Source organism: Baekduia soli (assembly GCF_007970665.1).
Taxonomy (GTDB): Bacteria; Actinomycetota; Thermoleophilia; order Solirubrobacterales; family Solirubrobacteraceae; genus Baekduia; species Baekduia soli.
The window spans coordinates 1,064,700-1,084,097 of record NZ_CP042430.1; the positions used below are offsets into that span (position 1 = coordinate 1,064,700).

A 19,398-nucleotide genomic window follows, 5' to 3' on the forward strand; every position below is an offset into this window, starting at 1 on the left:
TCAGGGCGTGACCGCCGCCGATCTCGACCTGCCGCTCATCGCCAGCGGGAAGGTCCGTGAGCTCTACGACCTCGACGACCGCCTGCTGCTCGTCGCCTCCGACCGGATCTCGACCTACGACGTCGTGCACCCGAACGGGATCCCCGACAAGGGCAAGGTCCTGACGGGCATCTCGGTCTTCTGGTTCGACAAGACCGCACACATCATCCCCAACCACTACATCTCGGCGACCGACGGCGTGCCGGACAAGGTCCGCGGCCGCGCGATGGTCGTCAAGAAGCTGACGATGCTGCCCGTCGAGTGCGTCGTCCGCGGCTACATCACCGGCTCGGGCTGGAAGGACTACCAGGCCACCGGCCGCGTGTCGGGCATCCAGCTGCCGCCCGGCCTGCGCGAGTCCGAGAAGCTGCCGGCGCCGATCTTCACGCCGTCCACCAAGGCCGACGAGGGGCACGACGAGCCCATCGACCTCGAGCGGGCCGCCGAGATCCTCGGCGACCGCGAGCTGGCCGGCCGGCTGCGCGACGTGTCCATCGCCCTGTACAGCCACGCGGCCGGCCTGGCCGCCGAGCGCGGGGTGATCCTCGCCGACACGAAGTTCGAGTTCGGCATCGACGAGGCCGACCCCGCCCGCCCGCTCGTCCTCGGCGACGAGGTCCTGACGCCGGACTCCTCGCGCTACTGGCCCGTCGAGGGCTACGAGCCGGGGCACGGCCAGCCGAGCTTCGACAAGCAGTACGTCCGCGACTGGGCGTCGTCGACGGGCTGGGACAAGGCGCCGCCGGCACCCGAGATCCCGGCCGACGTCGTCGCCGGGACCCGGGCCCGCTACGTCGAGGCCTACGAGCTCATCACGGGCGAGCCGTTCGACGGCTGGCTGTCGCGGACGTCGGCGTGAGGGCCCGCGTCCTCATCCGGCCCAAGGCGGGGATCCTCGACCCCCAGGGCGTCGCCGTCGAGCGCGCGCTGCCGGCGCTGGGCTTCGCCGGCGCGGGCAACGTCCACGTCGGCCGGATGGTCGAGCTCGACGTCGCCGACGCCTCGCAGCTGGAGGAGATGTGCCGCCGGCTGCTGGCCAACCCGCTCATCGAGGACTACGAGATCGAGATGATCTCCGACGCGCCGGCCGCCGCGTGAAGCTCGGCGTCGTCACGTTCCCCGGCACCTGCGACGACGCCGACGCGCGCATCGCGGCCGGCATGGTCGCCGAGGCCGTCCCGCTCTGGCATCGCGACGCCGACCTGCGCGGCGTCGACGGCATCATCGTCCCCGGCGGCTTCTCCTACGGCGACTACCTCCGGGCGGGCGCCATCGCGCGCTTCTCGCCGGTCATGGAGTCGGTCGTGGCCTTCGCCCGCGACGGCGGCCCGGTGCTCGGCATCTGCAACGGCTTCCAGATCCTGTGCGAGGCCGGCCTGCTGCCCGGCGCCCTCCTGCCCAACACGGGGCTGCGCTTCGTCTGCCGCCAGGTCGACCTCGTCGTGCAGACCACCGCGACGCCGTTCACCTCCACCTGCACGGTGGGCCAGGTGCTGTCGATCCCGGCCAAGCACACGACGGGCCGCTACTTCGGCGAGGTCGCCCCGGAGCAGGTCGTCCTGCGCTACGCGCACGGGCACAACTTCAACGGCTCCCAGGACGACATCGCCGGCGTCGTCAACGCGGCCGGCAACGTCATGGGCCTCATGCCGCATCCCGAGCACGCCGTCGAGACGCTCACGGGCGGGTCGGCCGACGGGCTGGCGCTGTTCGAGGGGATGACCCGTGTCGCCGTCGCCTGAGCCCGGGTCGGACGACACCGTCGCCGCGCCGGGGATCGAGCGCGCGGTCGCCCTCGGGCTGACTCGCGACGAGTACGCGCTGGTCTGCGACGAGCTCGGCGGCCGCGAGCCCAACGAGGTCGAGCTGGCGATGTTCTCGCTGCTGTGGAGCGAGCACTGCGCCTACAAGCACTCCAAGAAGCTCCTGCGCACGCTGCCCACCGAGGGCCCCGCGGTCGTCATGGGCCCCGGGGAGAACGCCGGCGCCGTCGACGTCGGCGGCGGGTGGGCGGTGGCCTTCAAGGTCGAGTCCCACAACCACCCCAGCGCGGTGGAGCCCTTCCAGGGCGCGGCCACCGGCGTCGGCGGGATCCTGCGCGACATCTTCGCCCTGGGCGCCCGGCCCATCGCGGTCCTGGACTCGCTGCGCTTCGGCGAGCCGACCAGCGAGCGCTCGCGCTATCTGCTGGACCGCGCGGTCGCCGGCATCGGCCACTACGGCAACTCGATCGGCGTGCCCACCGTGGGCGGCGAGGTCGTCTTCGAGGCGCCCTACGAGACGAACTGCCTCGTCAACGCGATGGCGCTCGGCCTGGCGCGCACGGAGGACATGATCCGCAGCGCGGCGGCCGGCGTCGGCAACGTGCTCGTCCTGTTCGGCGCCTCCACCGGGCGCGACGGCATCGGCGGCGCGTCCGTCCTGGCCTCGGCCGAGCTCGACGCCGCCGACGAGTCCAAGCGCCCGTCCGTGCAGGTCGGCGACCCGTTCGAGGAGAGCAAGCTGCTGGAGTGCTCGCTCGAGCTGCTGTCGGCGGGCCTGCTCGTCGCGCTGCAGGACCTCGGCGCGGCCGGGCTGACCTCGGCGGCGAGCGAGATGGCCTCCAAGGGCGACGTCGGCCTGGACCTCGATGTCGGCCTGGTGCCGCTGCGCGAGGCCGACATGGAGCCCTTCGAGATCATGGTCTCCGAGTCCCAGGAGCGGATGCTCTGCGTCTGCGAGCCGGACAAGGTCGACGCCGTGCTGGCGCTGTGCGAGAAGTGGGAGGTCAACGGCACCGCGATCGGCGAGGTGACCGCGACCGGGCGCTTCCGCGTGCTGCGCGACGGCGAGGTCGTCGGCGACATGCCGGTCAGCGGCCTGGTCGACGACGCGCCGCTCTACGACCTCGCGCCGGAGCGGCCCGTCGCCGGCGGCGGCTCGCTGTACCCGGCCCCCGTCGCGCTGCCCGGCCTGCCCGACGACGTCCACGGCGTGCTGGTCGCGCTGCTGTCGAGCCCGAACCTCGCCTCGCGCCGCCCGCTGTTCGAGCAGTACGACTCCATCGTGCAGTCGCGGACCGTGCGCCGCCCCGAGGAGGCCGACGCCGCCGTGCTGTGGTTGCGCGAGATGGGCGACGGCGCCCCGGCGATCGCGACGTCGATCGACGGCAACGGCCGCCGCGTCGCGGCCGACCCCTACTGGGGCACGGTCGGCAACGTCCTGGAGTGCGCGGCCAACCTGGCCTGCGTCGGCGCGCGGCCGCTGGGCACGACGAACAACCTCAACTTCGCCAACCCCGAGAAGCCGCACGTCGCCTGGCAGCTGACGGAGGCCGTCCGCGGCCTCGGCGACGCCTGCCGCGCGCTCGACGCGCCGATCGTGGGCGGCAACGTCTCCCTCTACAACGAGGGCGCGGCCGGCCCGATCTACCCGACCCCGGTCGTCGGGATGGTCGGCGTCCTCGCCGACCCCGAGCGCGCGGGCCGGCTGGGCTTCGCCCGCGACGGCGACGCCGTCGCGTTCGTGGGCTGGGACGCGACGGCCGCCCTGGCCGCCTCCGAGCTGGCCAAGCTGCGCGGCGAGCCGCTGCCCGACGGCCTGGCGCCCATCGACATCGCGGGGGTCCGCATCGTCCTGGAGGCCGTGCGCGACGCCGTCGCGGCCGGCGAGCTGTCCAGCGCCCACGACATCGCCGAGGGCGGCCCGATCGTCGCCCTGGCCGAGTGCTGCCTGGCCGGCGGCCGCGGGGCCGCGCTGGACCTCGGCGACACCGACGACGTCTGGGCGGCGCTGTTCGGCGAGGCCTCCGGCGCGTTCGTCGTGTCGGGCCCGCGCGAGGCGCTGCACCGCCTCGGAGAGCGCGTCGCCGTCGAGGTCGTGGGGACCGTGGGCGGCGACGGCCTGGAGCTGGCGATCGGCTCGCTGCGCGAGCGCTGGACGCTTCACGAGCTGCGCGCGGCGTCGGGCGCGCTGGCGCCGCTGTTCCCCTGAGCCGATCCATCCGGCCGTGGCCTGGGCGCCGGTCCGGGGTAGGACCGGCAGGTGACCTCTGCGGAGATCCTCGTCGGCCTGCTCGGGGCCGTGACCGTGCTGGCGGGCCTGGCGCGGCGTCTGGGCCTGCCCGCGCCCATCGTGCTCGTGGTCTGCGGCGTGGCCGTCGGGCTGATCCCCGGGCTGCCGTCGGCCGCGCTGGACCCCGACCTCATCTTCTTCATCTTCCTGCCGCCGCTGGTCTACGGCGCGGGCTTCAACTCCTCGCCGCGCGACCTGCGCCAGCAGGCCCGCCGCATCGGCGTGCTGGCCATCGGGCTGGTGGCGGCCACGACGGTCGTCGTGGCCCTCACGCTCAAGCTCGTCGTGCCGGGCTTCGGCTGGCCCGAGGGCCTGGTGCTCGGGGCGATCCTGGCGCCGACGGACCCCGTCGCGGCCGTGGCCGTGCTGCAGCGGCTGCGCGTGGCGCCGACGCTCTCGGCGATCATCGAGGGCGAGTCGCTCGTCAACGACGGACTGGGGCTCGTGCTCTACCGGCTGGCCGTCGCGGCCACGGTCGGCGGCACGTTCTCGCTGGTGGACGGCGCGGTCACGCTCGTGAGCACGGGCGTGGGCGGCGTGGCCATCGGGCTCGCGGTGGGCTGGGCCATCAGCCACGTGCGCCGGCGCATCGACGACCCGGTCGTCGAGATCACGCTGTCGCTCTTCACGCCGTATGCGGCCTACATCGCGGCCGAGGCGCTCGGCGTGTCAGGCATCCTGGCCGCCGTCAGCGTCGGGCTCTACCTCGGCTCGCGGGGCGAGGGCCTGTTCTCGGCGACCGCGCGCATCGAGGCCCAGGGGTTCTGGAAGGCGCTGACCTTCATGCTCGAGTCGACGCTGTTCCTGCTCATGGGGCTGCAGTTCCGGCGCGTGGCGGGCGCGATCGAGAACCTCGACCCCGGGCGCGTCGCCCTGACCGTGGGGGTCACGATGGCCGCCGTGGTCGTGCTGCGCGTCGCCTGGATGTTCACGGTGGGGCCGCTGCTGCGCCGGCTCATCCCGGGCGAGCCGAGAGAGGAGCCGCCCGAGCTCGGCGCCGGGGCGCGGCTCGTCGCGGGCTGGGCGGGCATGCGCGGCGCGGTCTCCCTGGCCGCGGCGCTGGCCATCCCGGCCACGATCGACGGCGGCGCCCACTTCCCCCAGCGCAACCTGATCATCTTCGTCGTCTTCTGCGTCATCGTGCTCGGGCTGCTCCTCCAGGGCCTGACGCTGCCGCTGCTGGTCCGGGCGACCGGGCTCGGGCGCGACGCGGCCGACGACGCCGGCGACGAGGCCCGGGCGCGGGCCGCCGCCGCCGAGGCGGCCCTCGCCCGCCTCGACGAGCTCGACGGCGACGGCGGCGGGCGCGCCGGCGACCACCTGCGTGAGCTCTACGAGGCCCGGCTGGGCCACGCCAGCGCCCCCGGGGACGAGACCGGCGACGCCGAGCGCGAGCACGTCGAGACCTTCCAGCGCCTGCGCGAGGAGCTGCTGCGCTCCGAGCGCGGCGCGCTGCACGATCTGCACGCCCGTGGCGAGATCTCCGAGGAGGCGCTGCGCACCGTCGAGCGCGACCTCGACCTCCAGGAGGCGCGCCTTGAGTAGCGGGAGGCAACGGCGGTGGCCGGTGCCGTTGCTACCCTCCGTCACGCCGCCGCGTCACCTCGTCCTGCACGAGGCGGCCTCCATGACCGAGCTGATCACCCCTCTCGAGCAGCGCGACGGCCCGCGCGACGAGTGCGGCGTCTTCGGGATCTACGCCCCCGAGCACGACGTCTCCCGCCTGACCTACTTCGCCCTGTACGCCCTCCAGCACCGCGGCCAGGAGTCGGCGGGCATCGCCGCGGCCGACCGCGGCGGCTACATCATCACGCAGCGCTCGCTGGGCCTGGTCAACCAGGTCTTCAAGGAGCACGACCTGCGCGCGCTGGCCGGCGACCTCGCCATCGGCCATGTCCGGTACTCGACGACAGGCTCCAACGAGTGGGAGAACTCGCAGCCCGTGCACCGCAGCGCCGGGTCGGGCGGCAACCGGGAGCTCGCGCTGGCCCACAACGGCAACCTCATCAACGCCGTCGAGCTGCACGCCGAGCTGCGCGCCCGCGGCGTCCAGTTCAGCTCGACCTCGGACTCCGAGATCATCGCCGCGATGATCTCCACGCACCCCGCGGAGCGCATCGAGGACGCCGTCGCCGACGTCCTGCCGCGCCTGAAGGGCGCGTTCTCCACCGTCGTCATGACCAAGGACAAGGTCGTCGCCTTCCGCGACGGCGCCGGCCTGCGCCCGCTGTCGCTGGGCCGCCTGGGCGACCGCTTCTGCGTCGCCTCGGAGACGTGCGCGTTCGACATCATCGGCGCCACCGCGATGCGCGACGTCGCCCCCGGCGAGGTCGTCACCCTGTCCGAGCGCGGGCTCAGCGCCCGGCAGGTCGTCTCGGGCGAGCGCGAGGCCTTCTGCGTCTTCGAGTACATCTACTTCGCGCGCCCCGACTCGCGGATGAACGGCCAGCTCCTGCAGGCCGCCCGCGGGCGCATGGGCGAGATCCTGGCGCGCGAGGCGCCGGCGGAGGCCGACCTGGTCATCGCGGTCCCCGACTCGGGCAACCCCGCCGCGCGCGGCTTCGCCCGGGCGCTCGGGCTGCCCCAGGACGACGGGCTCATCAAGAACCGCTACGTCGCGCGCACGTTCATCCAGCCCGGCCAGGAGCTGCGCAAGCACGGCCTGCGGCTGAAGTTCAACCCGCTGCCCGAGATCGTCGGCGGCAAGCGCCTCGTCGTCGTCGACGACTCGATCGTGCGCGGCAACACGACGCGCCAGATCGTGCAGATGCTGCGCGACGCCGGCGCGCTGGAGGTGCACATGCGCATCTCGGCCCCGCCGATCAAGCACCCGTGCCACTACGGGATCGACATGTCCAGCCGCGAGGAGATGATCGCCCACGGGCGCACGCCCGCGGAGGTCGCGGCCGAGCTCGGCGCCGACTCGCTGGCCTACCTGTCGCTGGCCGGCGTCTACGAGGCCGTCCGCGGCGAGCGGACCACGCACTGCGACGCCTGCTTCTCCGGCGAGTACCCCCTGGCCGGCACGGAGGACGCCCAGCACAAGGACGCCTTCGAGCAGCGCGGCCTGCCCGTGCTGGCCGCCGCCCCGGCCGCCGCGCCGGGCCCCGCCCCCGTCGTCTAGCGCAGCGGGCCGAGGCGCATCGCCTCGGCGACCGCTGTGCCCCGGTCGCCGACGTCACGAGGGTGTGACGGGATCGCGTCGCCGGGCGGCAGCCTCCGGGCGCGGCGCTATGGTCCGGCGCCCGCATGGATCTGCGCGCCGCCCTCCACCAGCACTTCGGCTTCTCCGAGTTCCGCCCCGGCCAGGAGGCGGCCGTGCGCGCGGCCGTCGCGGGTCAGGACGTGCTCGTCGTCATGCCGACGGGCGCCGGCAAGTCGCTCTGCTACCAGCTGCCCGCCCTGGTCGGCCCCGACCTGACGATCGTCGTCTCCCCGCTGGTCTCGCTCATGCAGGACCAGGTCGCCGCGCTGGAGCGGCGGGCCCCGGGGATGGCGGCCATCGTCAACTCCCAGCAGGACGCGGCCGCCAACGCCGGCGCCCTGGCGCGTGCCCGCGACGGCTCGCTGCGGCTGCTGTACGTCGCGCCCGAGCGCTTCTCGTCGCCCGTGTTCCTCAAGGCGATCGAGGGCGTGCCCATCGGGCTGTTCGTCGTCGACGAGGCCCACTGCGTGTCGCAGTGGGGCCACGACTTCCGCCCGGACTACTTCCGCCTGGCCGACGCCGCCCGCTGGCTCGGCGCCCGCGCGCTCGTGGCCTCGACGGCGACCGCGACGACCGAGGTCGCTCGCGACATCATCGCGCGCCTGGGCCTGCACGACCCCGCGATCGTCACGACGGGCTTCGACCGGCCCAACCTGAGCTTCGCGGTCGTGCCCTGCGCGACGACCGCCGACAAGCATGCGCGGATCGCCGCGGCGCTGGCGCAGGACGGCGCGCGCCCGGCCATCGTCTACGCGGGCACGCGCAAGGCCGCCGACCGGCTCGCCGAGCGGCTGGCCGCGCAGCTGGGGATCGAGGTCCTGGCCTACCACGCGGGCCTGGGCCGCGCCGAGCGCACGGAGGCCCAGCGGCGCTTCATGGCCGGCGAGGTCGAGGTCGTCGTCGCGACGAACGCGTTCGGCATGGGCGTCGACAAGGCCGACGTGCGCACGGTGGCCCACGAGGTCGTGCCGCCGTCGGTCGAGGCCTACTACCAGGAGGCCGGGCGCGCCGGCCGCGACGGAGAGCCCGCCCGGGCGCTGTTGTTCGCCGAGCCGCGCGACAAGGGTCTGCACGTCTTCTTCATCCAGCGCGCCGAGGTCTCCGACACGCTGCTGGACGGAGTCGCCCGGCGCCTCATCGCGGCCTCCCCCGAGGGCCGGTTCGACGTCGCGGTGGCCGAGCTCGACGACGAGCCCGAGCGCGTGCGCGCGATCGTCGGCCACCTGGCCCGCGCCGGCGTCGTGCAGCCCGCCCCGGCGCCGATGGACCGCGTGCGCGGGCGCCTGGCCGGACCCTACGACGGCCGGGCCCGGGCGGCGGCGCGGACGTCGGCGGCCGAGGGCCAGCGGGCGCGCTGGCGCCAGTACCGGGCGGCGTGGGCGTTCGTGGAGGGCGACAGCTGCCGGCGTGTCGCGATCCTGCGCCACTTCGGCGACGACTCCGTGCCCGCCCCGCAGGTGCCGTGCTGCGACGTGTGCGACCCGTCGCTCGTGCCGGCCCGCCCGGAGCGCGCGATGGCCGCCGGCGCCGGCGGGGCGGCGGGCACCGCCCGCCATCCCGGCATCGACGATGCGATCCTCGCCGTGGTCGACGGCGCGCGCCCCTCCATCGGGCGCACCCGCGTGGCCGAGGTGCTGCGCGGCGGTCGCGCCAAGGTCCTGCTGCGCAACTCGTGGGACGGCCTGCCCGAGTACGGGACCTACGCCCACCTCACCGCGGGCGCCGTGCTGGCGCGCATCGACGCGCTGCTGGGCTCGGGGCGCCTGGCCTCCACCGGCGGTCCCTATCCGGTGCTGCGGGTCGTCGCGGGCGCCGGGGCGGGGCAGGGCTCGCTGGCCATCGGGGCGGCGTGATGGCCGCCCCGCTGCGCGTCGGCGTCCTGGCCTCCGGGGCCGGGACGAACCTGCAGGCGCTGCTCGACGACCCCGAGGTCGGGCCGCTCGTCGTCGCCGTGGCCTCCGACCGCGCCGTCGCCGGCGCCCTGGAGCGGGCCCGACGCGCCGGCGTGCCGACCGCCGTCTTCGCACGCGAGGAGCACGCCGACCGCGCTGCGCGCGACGCCGCGATGGCCGACTGGCTGCACGCCCAGGACGTGGGCCTCGTGGTGCTCGCGGGCTACATGGCGCTGCTGGAGGCGCCGTTCATCGCCCGCTTCCGCGACCGCATCGTCAACGTGCACCCGTCGCTGCTGCCCGCCTTCCCGGGGATCGCGGCCGTCCAGCAGGCCATCGACTACGGAGTCAAGGTCTTCGGCGTCACCGTGCACCTCGTCGACGAGGGCGTCGACACGGGCGCCATCCTGCTGCAGCGGGCCATCGAGCTGCCCCCGGGCGCCGACGCCGCGGCCGCCCTGCGGGCGCTGCGCCCGTTGGAGCACACGCTGCTGCCGCAGGCCGTGCGGCTGCTGGCCGCGGGGCGCGTGCGCCGCGACCCCGGGCACCCCCGGCGCCTGCTCGTCGACGCCTGACGCCGCGCCGCGCCGCGGCGGCGGCTAGGCGGCCGGGTCGGGCGCGTCGTCCACGGCGCCCTCCGGGTCGTCGCCGCCGGGCCGGTCGGGCGCGGTGTCCTTCCAGTCGCCGGTGACGACGCGGCTGGCCTCCGCGTCGCGCCGCGCCGCGTCGGCCTTGCCGGCGGCGTCGTCGATGTGGTCGCCGAGGAGGTCGAGCCGGTCGTCGAGGACGTCGGCCTCGTGCTCGAGCCGCTGGGCGACCTGTTCGTCGGGGCGGTGCTCGTCCATGGCCCCGGGCTTCCCGCACGGTGCGGATCGCAAGCACCCCGCCCGCCCGCCGACGGGCGGGCGGGTGAGGCCGCAGAGCCAATACCCTTGCGGTCATGGCCTCCGAGACCTCGCCCGCCGCTCCGACGGCGCCCGGCGCCGTGCGCATCCAGCGCGCCCTGCTGTCGGTCTCCGACAAGCGCGGCATCGTCGACTTCGCCCGCGGCCTCGCCGAGCTCGGCGTGGAGATCGTCTCGACGGGCGGCACCGCCGCCGCGCTGCAGGAGGCGGGCCTCGACGTCCGCGCCATCGACGACTTCACGGGCTTCCCCGAGATCATGGACGGCCGCGTCAAGACGCTGCACCCCAGGCTCTACGCGGGTCTGCTCGCGGTGCGCTCCAACGCGGAGCACCTGGCCCAGGCCGACGAGCAGCAGATCGAGTTCGTCGACCTCGTCTGCGTCAACCTCTACCCGTTCGAGCGCACGGCGGCCCGGCGCGGCGTGTCCGAGGCCGAGGTCATCGAGAACATCGACATCGGCGGCCCGACGATGCTGCGCGCGGCCGCCAAGAACCACGCGTTCGCCGCCGTGGTCGTCAAGCCGGAGTCCTACGACGCGGTGCTCGAGGAGCTGCGCGACGCCGGCGGGACGCTCTCCATGCCCACGCGCGAGTCGCTGGCCGCCGAGGCGTTCGCCTACACCGCGCGCTACGACACCGCGATCGCCCGCTGGTTCGCCGAGAAGAACGAGGACTTCCCGCCGCTGTTCATCCGGGCCTTCGAGAAGGTCGTCGACCTGCCCTACGGCGAGAACCCGCACCAGCGCGGCGCGTTCTACGCGCAGGTCGGCACCCGGATGAACGTGCTGTCGCAGGTCAAGCAGCACCACGGCAAGCAGATCTCCTACAACAACATCCTGGACCTCGACTCGGCCCGCGCGCTCGTCCGCGAGTACGAGGTGCCGGCGTGCGCGATCGTCAAGCACAACAACCCGTGCGGCGCGGCGCTGGGGGCCTCCGCGCAGGAGGCCTACGAGCGCGCCTTCGCGTGCGACCCGATGAGCGCCTATGGCGGCGTCATCGCGCTGAACCGCCGCGTCGACCGCGCGACGGCGCAGCGCCTGCACGAGCAGTTCATCGAGGTGCTCATCGCGCCGGGCTACGACGACGACGCCCTCGAGGTCCTGACCCAGAAGCAGAACATCCGCATCCTCGAGGACCAGGAGCGCCGCCTGCCGGTGCTCGGCGAGCCCGAGATCCGCCAGGTCACCGGCGGCCTGCTCGTCCAGGACCGCGACTCGGGCCGCGACGAGCGCGACGGGATGGAGGTCGTCACCGCGCGCCGCCCCAGCGAGGACGAGTGGAGCGACCTGCTGTTCGCCTGGCGCGTCTCGCGCCACGTGAAGTCCAACGCGATCGTGCTCGCGCGCGGCCTGGCGACCGTCGGCATCGGCGCCGGGCAGATGAGCCGCGTCGACTCCGTGCGCCTCTCGGTCGAGAAGGCCCAGGTGCCCGACCTCAAGGGCGCCGCGCTGGCCTCCGACGCGTTCTTCCCGTTCGCCGACGGGCCCGAGCTGGCCATCCGGGCCGGGGTGACCGCGGTGATCCAGCCCGGCGGGTCGGTCCGCGACGCCGAGGTCGTGGCCGCCGCCGACGAGGCCGGCGTCGCGATGGTCTTCACCAAGCGCCGGCACTTCCGCCACTGATGGAGATCCGTCGCCTGGGCTCCGAGCCGCCGGGCCCGTGGGAGGCCGCGATCGGCTACTCCCGCGTCGTCCGCGCGGGCGCGCACGTCTGGGTCGCCGGCTGCACGTCGGTCGACGAGTACGGCGTCGTGCAGGGCATCTCGCCCGCCGAGCAGACCGCGCTGGCGCTGGCCAACGTCGGCCGCGCGCTGGAGCGCGTGGACGCCTCGCTGGCCGACGTGGTGCGCACACGGCTCTACGTCACCGACGCCTCCCGCTGGGAGGAGGTGGGGCGCGCCCACGGCGACGTGTTCGCCGACATCCGGCCGGTCACCACGCTCGTGGAGGTCTCCGGCCTGCTGGACCCGCGGATGCTCGTGGAGGTCGAGGCCGACGCGTTCGTCGCCGCCTCCGGCGGGGCCGGCGGGGCGGGTTTCCCGCGCTGAGCAGGGGCTTGCCCTTCCGTCCGGTCCTTCGCGCAACCTTCGCCGCCGCGTGCCTGCCCTGTTGACCCCTGCCAGCGACGGATTGCGGGCGTGGCAGGTCGCGGCGCTTGAGGCGATGGGCACATGGCAGTCGGGCGCGTTCCTGATCTCCGCCGCGCCCGGGGCGGGCAAGACGCGCCCGTCCATCGAGATCGCGCGACGCCTGCTGGCCCGCGGCGAGATCGACCGCGTCGTCGTGGCCTGCCCGACGACGCCGCTGACGCGCCAGTGGGCGACGGCCGCCGGCCGCCTGGGCCTGCAGCTCGTCCCCGACGCCGCCGAGCTCGTCGCGCCGCGCGACTTCCACGGCGTCGCGGTCACGTACGCCAAGATCGCGATGGTCGCCTCGCGCTGGACGTCGCAGTGCACGGGGCGGACGCTCGTCATCGCCGACGAGGCCCACCACCTCGGCGAGGAGCTGGCCTGGGGCGAGGGCTTCGCGCTGGCGTTCCGCAACGCCGCGCGGTGGCTGCTGCTCTCGGGCACGCCGTTCCGCTCGGACACCACCCCGATCCCCGGCGTGCGCTACGACGCCGAGGGCGTCGCGGTGGCCGACATCTCCTACACCTACGCCGAGGCCGTGCGCGAGGGCGTCTGCCGCCCGGTGACGTTCATCCCCTACGACGGCACCCTGTCCTGGCGCTCGGGTGACGACGTCATCGAGGCCGGCTTCGACACGGTGCTCACGGCCCGGGAGGCCTCCCGGCGCTACCGCACCGCGATCTCGGCCGAGCTGAGCGACGGCCTGCCACGGATCCTCGCCGCGGCGCACGCGCGGCTGCAGGAGGCCCGCGCCGCCGGCCATCGCGACGCCGGCGGCCTGGTCGTGGCGGCCGACTCCGACCACGCGCGCAAGATCGCCCGGCTGCTCAAGGACGTCAGCGGCCGCAGCCCGGCCGTCGTGCTGCACGCCGAGGCCGGCGCGCACAAGAAGCTCGCCGCGTTCACCGCCTCGCGCGAGGAGTGGATCGTCGCGGTCAACATGGTCAGCGAGGGCGTCGACATCCCGCGCCTGCGCGTCGGGGTCTACGCCAGCGCGGCCAAGACCCCGCTCATCTTCCGCCAGGTCGTCGGCCGGTTCGTGCGCACGATCGCGGGGCGCCCGGCCGACATGTCGTGGCTCTACCTGCCCGGCGACCCGGTGCTGCGCCGCCACGCCACCGACGTCGAGGGCGAGCTGCGCCACGTCCTGCGCCGCGGCGACGGCGACGAGGAGCTCTTCGACGAGCGCGAGGAGCGCCGCGAGACCGAGCCGTCGGAGGCCGTCGAGTTCGTGGCGCTGTCGGCCGACGTGTCGCCGACCTCGCAGATGTCGCTGTTCGGCGGCGGCCCGGCCGTGGCGCACGCGCCGGTGGCGCCCATGGCGTCGTTCACCGCCGCCGTCCCGGACGCGGTGCCCGAGCCGGCGTCGCGCCTGTCGGCGTTCGAGCGCCGCACGATCCTGCGCGACAAGCGCCACCGGCTCGTCGCCGACCTGGGCCGCCGCGACCGGCGCCCGCATCGCGAGATCAACGCGTGGCTCAACGACGCCGTCGGCGTCACCCGCGTCCAGGACGCCACGATCGAGCAGCTCGAGCGCTCGGTCGACCTCCTGCTCGACGCGTTGTCGGGTCGCGTCGTGCGCCGCTAGGGTCCGCGGCCGTGGCCGACCTCGACACCGCCGCCGCCCGGGCGCAGGAGCTGCTCCGGCTGCACGCCGACCCCGCGATCCTCGTGCTCGTCAACGTCTGGGACGTCGCGAGCGCGCAGACCGTCGCCTCCGTGCCGGGCTGCCGCGCGATCGCCACGGCGTCCTGGGCGATGGCCGCGGCCCACGGGATCGCCGACGGGGAGGCGATCGGGCGCGACCGGATGCTCGAGCTCGTCGGCGAGATCGCCGGCGCGGTGGCCCTGCCGGTCACCGCCGACCTCGAGAGCGGCTACGGCGAGACGCCTGCCGAGGTGGGGGAGACGGTCGGGCGCGCGATCGCCGCCGGCGCCGTGGGCTGCAACCTGGAGGACGGGGTCCCCGGCGCGACGCTGTTGCGCGACGCGCAGGACGCCGCCCGGCGCGTGCAGGCCGCCCGCGAGCGCGCCGACCGCGAGGGCGTGCCGGTCGTCATCAACGCCCGCACCGACGTCTATCTGCGCGGGGCCGACGACGCGGAGGCCGCGCTCCTGCGGGGCCGGGCCTACGCCGCGGCGGGCGCCGACTGCGTCTTCGTGCCGGGCGTGATCGAGCGCGAGACGATCCGGGCGCTCGTCGAGGGCATCCCGGCGCCCGTGAGCGTCCTGGCGCGGCCCGGCGCGCCGTCGGTCAGCGAGCTGGAGGCGCTCGGGGTCGCGCGCGTCTCGTTCGGACCCGGGCCGATGGGCGCCGCGCTGGCCGCCCTGGCCCGGACGGCCTCGCAGCTGCTGCAGGGAGGCGCCCCGGCCGACGAGCTCGGATACCGCCCATCGGCCGACTGACGCCGGCGCGCCCCTCCCGCACCCGGGCGAGGCGCCCGGGGGCGCCCCGCCGGGCAGGTGGGGAGGAACTGCACTTGCTGATGTGCGGAGGGGTGAGGGGCGGCCGGCCGGTCCAAGAGCCGATCGCCCGCGTTCCGCATCCACCATGGTGAGCCCCCAACCCCAAGCCAGCCTGAGCGTCGGGTAACGATTGCCTAAGACCGGGCAGGTGGGCCGGCTCCGGCGCACGGCCCGATGCCCCCGGTGGGGCTCGAACCCACAACCTCAACGCTTAAAAGGCGCGCGCTCTACCGATTGAGCTACGAGGGCACCCTTCAGCCTAGACTCCTGGGCCCCGGGCCCCCATGGTGTAGCGGCTAGCACGCGAGCCTTTCACGCTCGAGGCAGGGGTTCGATTCCCCTTGGGGGTATGCGGGACGGGGGAGGGTGCCCGCGCGGCATCGTCCATCTGTCGAGAGGCCCCAAAACGGCCGCGCGCGTGGCAGAGTGCAGCCCTCCACGCGGGCACCGTCTCGGCCCGCGGCGATCCTCCCTGGTCATCTCAGCCGCATGAAGCTCCGACTGCGCCGCCCCTCCGCCTCGATGGGGGTGGCTCTCCTAGCCCTGTTCATCGCCCTCGGCGGCCCCGCGACCGCGGCACGGCTCATCGACGGCCGCTCGATCCGCAAGAGCTCGATCACGTCGGCGCAGATCCGCAACCGCTCGCTCGGGACCCAGGACCTCTCCAGGACGGCCGTCAAGACGCTCCAGGCCACGCGGGCGGGCTCGGTGGGCACGCGGCAGCTGGCGGCCAAGGCCGTCGACGCGACGAAGCTCGCCGACAACGCGGTGGGCCCGCTGGCGATCGCGCCGGGCGCGGTGGACGGGTCCAAGCTCGGCGACGGCGCGGTCGGCCCGGTGCAGCTCGGCGCCTCGGCGGTGACGTCGTCGAAGATCGCCGACGGGGCGGTGGGCTCGGCGGCGATCGCCGACGGCGGCCTGCAGGTGACCGACCTGGCCGACGTCTACGGCTCGGTGGTCGTCGACTTCGCCCCGTTCAAGATCAACGAGTGCCAGAAGGCCGAGGTCACCCCGACGCCGGTCGGCAACCTCGCGGCCCAGATCAACGACGACATCGTGATCGTCACCCCCCAGCCGGGCTGGTCGGACCTCATCACCGTGTCGGGCAACCCGGGCGCCAACAACGTCCTGCGGCTCATCGCGTGCCGCGTCGGCGTCGACCCGGCGAACGTCGATCCGGCCAACGAGGTCGATCCCCCCGCCACGCGCTTCACCTACATGGGGATCGACACGTGAGCCGGTGCGTGACCGACGACACCGGTTTGCGGTGTACCGGATTTGCCCCCAACTTGCGGGGTGTCTGCGTCCGACTTGCGCTCCTCCCCTCCAGGGCCGAGGCCGCGCCGCCGATGACGAGGTCATGGGCGCGGTCATGACAGCAGGAGCACGGCCGCGGTGCTGATGCACCGCCAGACGACGACGCTCGCCCTGGGCGTCCTGATCGCCTGCGCCGTCATGGCCTCGGCGACCGCGCTGCTGCGCGGGACGATCCTCTCCTTCTCCTCCTGGCCCGAGGCGCGCGACGCCGGCGGCACACAGATCGTCATCCCGCGCATGGCCGAGCCGCGGCGCGAGGTCCCGGCGACCGTCGCCGCCACGCTGCCCGGCTCGTCGGCCGAGCAGACGACCGCGCGCATCCTGCTCGGCCTGCAGAACACGGTCGACGTGGCGCCCGCGACCACCACGCCGGCCGGCGGCGCGCCCGCCGCCACGGCGCCGGGCGCCTCCGCGCCGACGGGCCCCCGCACGGCGCCCGACCGCACGACGGCCCCCACCACGACCGGCCCGGCCGCCGGCACGCCGATGCCGACGCCGGCCGCGCCCGTGCCCACCATCCCGGCGTCGCCGTCGGCACCGGTCGTCGCCGACCCTTCGGCCGTGACCCCGGTTCCGGCCGGCACCGTTCCCGTCGCCGCGCTGCCCATGCTGCCCGCGCTGCCGCGCATCGTCGTGCCCACGGCCGCCGAGGCCACGCCCCCCGCCGACCTCACGCCGGTCGTCGCCACGGCCGACGACGCCTCGGCCCCGGCCGACCCCACCGCGCCCGTGCCGCCGGCCCCGGCCCCTGCCGTCGTCGCGCCCGCCGATCCGACCCCGCCGAGCCCGGCGACGCCCGCCGATCCGACGCCGCCGGCCGATCCGGCGCCCGACCCGGCCCCGGCTCAGGGCCCGGTGACCGCGCCCGCGCCGCAGGTGCCCTCCGCGCCCGCCGACCCGGCGCCGCCGACCGATCCCACGCCGGCCGATCCGACGCCCGCGCCGACCGATCCGACGCCCGCGCCGACCGATCCGACGCCCGCGCCGGCCGATCCGACGCCCGCGCCGACCGATCCGACGCCCGCGCCGACCGATCCGACGCCCGCGCCGGCCGATCCGACGCCCGCGCCGGCCGATCCGACGCCCGCGCCGGCCGATCCGACGCCCGCGCCGACCGATCCGACGCCCGCGCCGGCGACCGATCCCACCCCGGTGTCCGGAGACGCGGACGCGGACAATGCTCCGGCGCCGGTCGACCAGGCTCCCGCCGCCTGACCCTCGCGCCGCTCGCGCGGCGGAGGCCTACGACTCGGGGCGGTAGAAGCGCGACTCGGCGCCGTCGTCGACGGCGCCGTAGTGCTCGCGCAGGAGCTCGGCGTCGTCGGCGTCGAGCAGCACGTCGGCGCCGGACTCCGGCGCGTTGCGCACCTGGTGGCGCGAGCAGGTCACCCGCAGGTAGCCGCTCCACCACTGGGAGCCACGCAGCGGCACGAGCCGCGTGCGCGCGCCGAAGGTGCCGCAGTGCACGGTGCCCCATGCCTCGCCGTCGGGGTCGATATGGACCCCGTCGAGGCGGCCGACGAGCCCGAAGGTCCCGTCGAGGATGAAGACGTCGCGCTTGGCCTGGCGTTGGTCGAGCATCGTGGCCGGGCGGGTACCCGCGGTCACCGCGGTTCACACCCCGAACGACTGCCGTAGCCTGTGGCCCTCCCGCGGGCGGTTAGCTCAGCTGGTCAGAGCACTCGCCTTACAAGCGAGGGGTCCCCGGTTCGATCCCGGGACCGCCCATCCTCCGTTTCCCCTTCTCCCGCAAGGGCTCACGACGATCACGGGTCCAGTGTCGCACTCGTATCGGACACCGGATCGGAGGGCGTTGTGTCATTCGTTGTGCCAAACCCCTCTGGGGCGCGTTGTCCCGTGGGGCCATTCGGCGGCTGCTCGGGCTCGTCCATGAAGCGCATCAGGGCCCAGACCAGCTCGTGGTCGACGCGGCGGCGCTCTAGCGTCTGGGCGTACACGGCCAGGGTGAGCCGGGCGTCGGCGTGGCCGAGCTGGCTCATCACGAACCTGGGGTCGCGCCCGGCGAAGAAGCACAGGCTGGCGAACGTGCGGCGCAACGTGTGCGGGGTCACGCGCTCGGGCAGCAGCAGCTTCCCGGCCTTGGCGCGGCGCTCGTTGGCGCGGCTCACGACCTCGGGGAACAGGCGGGCGCGCAGGTTGTGGTCGTTGAGCCGGCCGCCGGTCCGGGTGGGGAACATGGGCCCGGCGGGGTCGAGGTCGCGGCTGGCGGCGTGGGCGCGCAGCTCGTCGGCGACGAACGCGGTCAGGTCGATGTCGCGGCGCCCGGCGTCGGTCTTGGCGGCGGGGATGCGCCAGCGCCCGGAGGCGAGGTCCAGCTCGCCGCGGTCGGCCAGCACGGCCTCGCTGATCCGCGGGCCGGACAGGCATAGCCATGCCAGCAGCGCGCGGCGGCCGTAGCGCTGGTGGGGGCGCAGCTCGTTCTCCCACTCCCCGGCGACGTCGAGCAGGTCGACGATCATGTCGGGCTCGAGGAACGAGCGGGCGGCGGGCTTGACCTTCATCCGCCGGCGCCTGCCGCGGGCGGGGTTCGACCCCAGCAGGCCGTAGTCGACGGCGTCGTCGAGGATCTGGGCGAGGAGGCCGAGGACCATGTTCACCGACCGGGCGCTCAGGCCGCGGGCGACGAGGGCGTCGCGCAGCTCGTCGACGCGGCGGGCGTCCAGCTCGCTGGTCGGGGTGTCCTTCAGGATGGCGAGCAGGTGGGCGAGCCGCCACTGGTAGTCGGCCCGCGTGTTGGGGCGCAGCTCGCCGCGGTGGCGCTGCCACCACCGGGAGGCGGTGACGTGCACGGTCTCGGACTCCGGGTCGGGGGCGGCGACCGCGACGTCGTCCTTGGACGGGGGCTGCCAGGTGCCGCGGGCGATCTGGGCCTGGACCTGGTCGAGCTCGACCTGGGCGCGCTCCTCGTTCCAGCCCTCGTGGTTAGTGCCCAGGTCGATGCACCAGCGGCGCCCGTAGGCGCGCACCCGGAGTCGCCACGTGACCGTGGTGTGGTCCCTCCAGTGGTGGGACTCGATCGCTCCCGTCGCCGGTCGAGGCATCCCGACCAGGACCGTAGCGCGCGTGTCCAGGGGGCTTGTCGCGCGACGCCCAGCGGATGGCGGCTGTGGCACTCCCCTGCGAGGCGGGAGGCAGCAGCTGGGCGCGCGCTCGGACCACTCGGGCCGTGCGCTGAGCGCCGCCGGCTGGCTACCTCGGACTCGCGACCGGGTTCGGAAGCCGAAGACGTGTAGTGGTGTGTCGCCGTCCGCTACATGGATGTTGCGGGTAGAAGCGGATGCCCGGTTTCAAGCCGTGTTCAGGGGTGTGGCGACGCCGGGACTCGTGCGATCTCTTGGCGAACTGTCCCTTGGCCCACCCGTTACGAGA

Annotated in this window: 17 protein-coding genes and 3 tRNA genes; 16 read left to right on the plus strand and 4 right to left on the minus strand. The window is 74.8% G+C overall.

The window, feature by feature from the left end; all coding sequences use genetic code 11:
• The first annotated feature begins 7 nt into the window (after positions 1–7).
• From FSW04_RS04960 to purN, 8 genes are all read left to right on the plus strand, one after another.
• The gene (locus tag FSW04_RS04960; RefSeq protein WP_146916875.1) at positions 8–898 is read left to right on the plus strand and encodes a phosphoribosylaminoimidazolesuccinocarboxamide synthase; all 891 of its coding nucleotides are present in this window, start codon (positions 8–10) and stop codon (positions 896–898) included.
• Positions 895–1,137, plus strand: a complete 243-nt coding sequence (gene purS, locus FSW04_RS04965) for a phosphoribosylformylglycinamidine synthase subunit PurS (RefSeq protein WP_146916877.1) — start codon at positions 895–897, stop codon at positions 1,135–1,137. Before FSW04_RS04960 ends, purS begins: the two co-directional genes overlap by 4 nt.
• Entirely contained in the window at positions 1,134–1,781 is a 648-nt protein-coding gene (gene purQ / locus FSW04_RS04970; RefSeq protein ID WP_146916879.1) for a phosphoribosylformylglycinamidine synthase subunit PurQ, read from the plus strand. Before purS ends, purQ begins: the two co-directional genes overlap by 4 nt.
• Entirely contained in the window at positions 1,765–4,011 is a 2,247-nt protein-coding gene (gene purL, locus FSW04_RS04975) for a phosphoribosylformylglycinamidine synthase subunit PurL (protein ID WP_146916882.1), read from the plus strand. The genes purQ and purL overlap by 17 nt, the downstream gene beginning before the upstream one ends.
• Before the next feature lie 51 nt (positions 4,012–4,062).
• Positions 4,063–5,637 (plus strand): Na+/H+ antiporter, encoded by a 1,575-nt coding sequence (locus FSW04_RS04980; protein ID WP_146916885.1) that lies wholly within the window; start codon positions 4,063–4,065, stop codon positions 5,635–5,637.
• Between the two features lie 82 nt (positions 5,638–5,719).
• On the plus strand, positions 5,720–7,216 hold the full coding sequence (gene purF / locus FSW04_RS04985; protein ID WP_146916887.1) for an amidophosphoribosyltransferase: 1,497 nt from the start codon (positions 5,720–5,722) through the stop codon (positions 7,214–7,216).
• 125 nt (positions 7,217–7,341) lie between these two features.
• Positions 7,342–9,150: a RecQ family ATP-dependent DNA helicase gene (locus tag FSW04_RS04990; protein WP_146916889.1), complete on the plus strand. Its 1,809-nt coding sequence runs from the start codon at positions 7,342–7,344 to the stop codon at positions 9,148–9,150.
• Positions 9,150–9,764, plus strand: a complete 615-nt coding sequence (gene purN, locus FSW04_RS04995; RefSeq protein ID WP_146916891.1) for a phosphoribosylglycinamide formyltransferase — start codon at positions 9,150–9,152, stop codon at positions 9,762–9,764. Before FSW04_RS04990 ends, purN begins: the two co-directional genes overlap by 1 nt.
• 24 nt (positions 9,765–9,788) lie before the next feature.
• On the opposite strand, the gene FSW04_RS05000 is transcribed toward purN, so the two are convergent.
• Positions 9,789–10,034, minus strand: coding sequence for a hypothetical protein (locus FSW04_RS05000; protein WP_146916893.1), 246 nt, complete (start codon positions 10,032–10,034; stop codon positions 9,789–9,791).
• A 95-nt stretch (positions 10,035–10,129) separates the two neighbouring features.
• On the opposite strand from FSW04_RS05000, the gene purH reads away from it, so the two are divergent.
• The 4 genes from purH (at position 10,130) to FSW04_RS05020 (ending at position 14,631) form a co-directional block, all read left to right on the plus strand.
• Complete coding sequence (purH, locus tag FSW04_RS05005) at positions 10,130–11,719, plus strand: bifunctional phosphoribosylaminoimidazolecarboxamide formyltransferase/IMP cyclohydrolase (protein WP_146916896.1); 1,590 nt, start codon at positions 10,130–10,132, stop codon at positions 11,717–11,719.
• A complete protein-coding gene (locus FSW04_RS05010; protein ID WP_146916898.1) occupies positions 11,719–12,144 on the plus strand; it encodes a RidA family protein in 426 nt (141 codons plus the stop codon). The genes purH and FSW04_RS05010 overlap by 1 nt, the downstream gene beginning before the upstream one ends.
• A 115-nt stretch (positions 12,145–12,259) precedes the next feature.
• Positions 12,260–13,813, plus strand: coding sequence for a DEAD/DEAH box helicase (locus FSW04_RS05015; protein WP_146916901.1), 1,554 nt, complete (start codon positions 12,260–12,262; stop codon positions 13,811–13,813).
• Between the two features lie 11 nt (positions 13,814–13,824).
• Positions 13,825–14,631: an isocitrate lyase/PEP mutase family protein gene (locus FSW04_RS05020; RefSeq protein ID WP_146916903.1), complete on the plus strand. Its 807-nt coding sequence runs from the start codon at positions 13,825–13,827 to the stop codon at positions 14,629–14,631.
• Positions 14,632–14,866: 235 nt separating this feature from the next.
• Here FSW04_RS05020 and FSW04_RS05025 read toward each other — a convergent pair.
• A tRNA-Lys gene (locus tag FSW04_RS05025) sits at positions 14,867–14,940 on the minus strand.
• A gap of 29 nt (positions 14,941–14,969) precedes the next feature.
• On the opposite strand from FSW04_RS05025, the gene FSW04_RS05030 reads away from it, so the two are divergent.
• The 3 genes from FSW04_RS05030 to FSW04_RS27755 all read left to right on the plus strand — a co-directional run bounded on the left by FSW04_RS05030 (position 14,970) and on the right by FSW04_RS27755 (position 17,223).
• Positions 14,970–15,041, plus strand: a tRNA-Glu gene (locus FSW04_RS05030).
• 178 nt (positions 15,042–15,219) lie between these two features.
• Positions 15,220–15,927, plus strand: a complete 708-nt coding sequence (locus FSW04_RS05035) for a hypothetical protein (RefSeq protein WP_146916905.1) — start codon at positions 15,220–15,222, stop codon at positions 15,925–15,927.
• Between the two features lie 159 nt (positions 15,928–16,086).
• Complete coding sequence (locus FSW04_RS27755; RefSeq protein WP_146916908.1) at positions 16,087–17,223, plus strand: hypothetical protein; 1,137 nt, start codon at positions 16,087–16,089, stop codon at positions 17,221–17,223.
• Between the two features lie 27 nt (positions 17,224–17,250).
• On the opposite strand, the gene FSW04_RS05045 is transcribed toward FSW04_RS27755, so the two are convergent.
• Positions 17,251–17,589, minus strand: coding sequence for a hypothetical protein (locus FSW04_RS05045; protein WP_146916910.1), 339 nt, complete (start codon positions 17,587–17,589; stop codon positions 17,251–17,253).
• A 73-nt stretch (positions 17,590–17,662) separates the two neighbouring features.
• Between FSW04_RS05045 and FSW04_RS05050 the strand changes: the two genes are divergently transcribed.
• Positions 17,663–17,736 (plus strand) — tRNA-Val (locus FSW04_RS05050).
• A gap of 38 nt (positions 17,737–17,774) precedes the next feature.
• On the opposite strand, the gene FSW04_RS05055 is transcribed toward FSW04_RS05050, so the two are convergent.
• On the minus strand, positions 17,775–19,070 hold the full coding sequence (locus FSW04_RS05055) for a tyrosine-type recombinase/integrase (protein WP_146916913.1): 1,296 nt from the start codon (positions 19,068–19,070) through the stop codon (positions 17,775–17,777).
• Positions 19,071–19,398: the final 328 nt, after the last annotated feature.